The sequence below is a fragment of the Acinetobacter sp. UBA6720 genome, assembly GCF_002454215.1.
Classification (GTDB): domain Bacteria; phylum Pseudomonadota; class Gammaproteobacteria; order Pseudomonadales; family Moraxellaceae; genus Acinetobacter.
Genome location: NZ_DKIK01000184.1, coordinates 1 through 3,469 on the forward strand (window position 1 = coordinate 1; position 3,469 = coordinate 3,469).

Below are 3,469 nucleotides of genomic sequence, written 5' to 3' on the forward strand. Positions count from 1 at the left end.
TGTTAGAAACCATTTAAAGTGTCTGTATTCTCACCAATAAAAATGTCTGGTCTATGATGCGCATCAACATCATGGACTGGATATGAATCGAGATGCTGATCACTATGTCTGACAAGGAAATACAACGTATTGCAGTGCTGCAAGATGTTCGAGATCGACGTATTACACAAGTCCGTGCTGCTGAAATTCTGAATCTTTCAACCCGTCAAATTACCCGGTTATTGCACAAGCTCAAGCAAGACGGTATTTCAGGCCTGACACATGCCAGTCGTGGTCAACCGGGTCATCGTCGCCATGATGAAGCCGTAAAGTCTGAATGCCTTTCCCTTATTTCTGAACATCTGCTGGGCTTTGGCCCAACCTTGGCGCATGAGAAGCTCAGCAGCATGTTTGACCTGAATATTCCTGTGGAAACGGTTCGTCGCTGGATGACTGCCAATGAACTCTGGATTCCGCGATCCAAGCGTCTGAAACGGCCATATCAGCCTCGATATAAGCGGGATTGCTTCGGTGAACTGATCCAAATTGATGGCTCATATCATGACTGGTTTGAAGGTCGAGCTGCAAAATGCTGCTTGCTGGTTTATATCGATGATGCCACTGGAAAGCTGTTGCATCTGCGCTTTTGTGAGGCTGAAACCACCTTTGACTATATGCTTTCCACCCGAGCCTACATTGAACAATACGGCAAGCCGCTGGCCTTTTATAGTGACAAACATTCGGTATTCAGAGTGAACCAGAAATCCAGTCAGGACAGTCAGATCACACAATTTGGCAGGATTCTGAATGAGTTAAACATTGATATTATCTTTGCCAACTCCCCACAGGCCAAAGGTCGTGTGGAACGTGCTAACAGGACACTGCAGGATCGTCTGATCAAGGAGATGCGCCTGGAAGGCATCTGCTCGATTGCCGAAGCCAATGCATGGCTGCCCTGCTTTATTGAGCATTTCAATCAGAAGTTCGCCAAGTGTGCGAGAAATTCCAAGAACTTGCATCGCCCTTTAACCGAATCTGATCTTGAACTGGAGGATATTTTCACCTGGCAGGAACCACGTAAGGTCACTAAGAATCTGACCATCACCTATGACAAATGTATTTATATGCTTGAGCCAACAGTACTGAATCATAAGCTGGTTGGGCAATACATTTCATTTCTGGAGTATCCAGATGGCACTGTGGCCATCATGCATGAAGGACGGAAGATCAACTATAGCGTCTTCAATAAACTGGCTGGACTGCAGCAAAATGAAGTGGTTGAGAATAAACGGTTAGGCGCAGTCCTAGCTCATATTCAACAGCAACACGAAGAGTTGGAAAAACAGAATAAACGTTCCCGTCTCAAGAAAAGTATGCCGAGCCGTAAAGCTCAGAAAGCTGTTATTGAACAAAGAAATTTAAATCCTGTGCTTGACTCTTATGGTTAAAAACAGGACATTTTAAATGGTTTATCGCATAGACATTTTAATTGGTGAATAACACACTTCTAAAAAATTATTGTTTTTCAAATATTTAAAAAATTAGTCATGACTAAAAAATAGGTAAAAAGCCGACTCCGAAACAAGTCGGCTGATTTTTAAGCAACTTTGTCATATTCTGCCAATAAAATCGGTTAAAAAATGCTCAAAATTTCACTTTCCCCTGATTTCTCAAGCGTCACACAATTGAAATCATCCCCAATCTCTGCGGATAAACTTTGGGGTAATTTTTACGCTATTTCCGTGTACGTTTTGGCGTACAGCCATTCAAGAAAATTGCCAATAGCCATACTCAGCTCAATTTCCTATGATGAGTTCATCGAGAACAGGATGTTCCAGATAACAACAATAAAATCAGCGACAGGACGCGAGGGATGACAGGAGTTGACCCTAGTACCAAATACGAAAAACCCCGACAGGATGTCGGGGTTTTTTATTGCCTAGAGTTTTAAGTCAGGCTTGGATGTGCATCTAGAATATAAATCAAAGTTGCTGCTGACTCTATTGTGTAATTTATATTTCTTTACGCTGTAAGAGGTTAAAACCTAGCGTATAGGCATATAGGCTCGCAGGCTTAAATTCGAATGTATCACCTCTATACTCTAATTGATCATCGATAGTTTTACTTGTAACGAGTGTTCTCTTTGTTTTGATATCAGGATTTTTTTTCCTGAATTCAATACAGTTATTAAGCTCTTTATGGTCGGTAAATGGACGATCAGTCCATTTTACTTCAATAAACCATGAGGGTTTTTGTAAGCTATTTAAATGTACAATATCAATCTCACCTTTATCCCATCTAGCATAATATAAGGACGTTAGATCGCTATGTTGCCATTGGCTAAAGATAGCAGTTTCTGTAAGTGCTCCCATATGAGGGGATTCATCATCAATTTGTCCGAATAGAGCGGATCGCATAGATGGGTTTGTTAAATAAATTTTAAAAAAAGTTGCTCTTTTGAAGCGTTTGCAGTTGTTATCGATTCTTTCGACTTGTTTAATTAAAAAAGCAGCTTCTAGATACTCCAGATAACGTTTTATTGTGTTCTTAGCAACACCTGAATCTTTTGATAATCCATCTAAAGAAACTTCTTGCCCTGTGTTATATGCGAGGGTTGTAAATAGCCTATTAAGTTCTTGGATATCATTAATTCCATATAAGCTTGGTAGATCCCTTAAAAGAACTTTATCTATAATATCACTTTTAATATATTGAGCCTGATTTCCTCTAATTGTTGAAGAGAAAACAGCCTCAGGATATCCTCCATAATTGAGATAGTTAATAAACTCCTTATTTAGTTCTTCTATGTTTTTTGCTTTAAAGAAAACTTTGCTTGTATCATCTCTAAGAGTTTCTATTAGTTCATTTTCTCTTTCAATGAAGGCTAAATATTCAGCAAATGTTAATGGAGGAAGGATATAGTCACTAAACCTTCCAGCACCTGATTCATTGCTTTTAAGTCGCAAAGCAGCGGCAGCAGATCCTGTAACAATAAATTTATACTCTGGGTATGAGTCAACTAAAGATTTTAAGTGTACTTCCCAATTCTTTAAGTATTGTATTTCATCAAAGTAAATAAATAATTCTGATTTTCTTGTATGTTCATGTAATTTAATGAACATATTTAATAATTTTTCTAGACTTATACCTGTGTAAATAGGAGTTTCAAGAGATAAAAATAAAATATTTTTATTATTAATGCCTTCGTGATTGATCAATTCATAAATACTTTGCATGACCATGACTGTTTTACCAACACGTCTAGGTCCCATCAAGACAACGGCTCTATTGATAGATCTGTCTAATACAGTGTAGTAAAAAGAGGAAAAATACTTTCGTCTAGGATTACTACTATAAGGGATAGAGGTATGCTTATCTTCCCACCACGGATTATCAAAATTTAAGCGATCTATAACTTCTCTTTCTGAAATTACTAGCATTGTAATAACCATCAATAAATATGCTAAAAGCTACTATACACAAAATAAGA

The 3,469-nt window shown here is 38.2% G+C and carries 2 protein-coding genes; one reads left to right on the top strand and one right to left on the bottom strand.

What is annotated here, in order from left to right; genetic code table 11:
• The first annotated feature begins 92 nt into the window (after positions 1-92).
• Positions 93-1,427, top strand: coding sequence for an ISNCY family transposase (locus B4F08_RS15475; protein WP_033917544.1), 1,335 nt, complete (start codon positions 93-95; stop codon positions 1,425-1,427).
• Positions 1,428-1,991: 564 nt separating this feature from the next.
• On the opposite strand, the gene B4F08_RS15480 is transcribed toward B4F08_RS15475, so the two are convergent.
• Positions 1,992-3,419 carry an ATP-binding protein gene (locus B4F08_RS15480; protein ID WP_033134856.1) on the bottom strand — a complete coding sequence of 476 codons (1,428 nt, stop codon included), beginning with the start codon at positions 3,417-3,419 and terminating at the stop codon, positions 1,992-1,994.
• Positions 3,420-3,469 lie beyond the last annotated feature (50 nt).

What these genes read in the sequence shown, in the direction of transcription:
- B4F08_RS15475 (WP_033917544.1), top strand. Translation starts at nt 93, where the DNA reads ATGCTGATCACTATGTCTGACAAGGAAATACAACGTATTGCAGTGCTG.
- B4F08_RS15480 (WP_033134856.1), bottom strand. Translation starts at nt 3,419, where the DNA reads ATGCTAGTAATTTCAGAAAGAGAAGTTATAGATCGCTTAAATTTTGAT.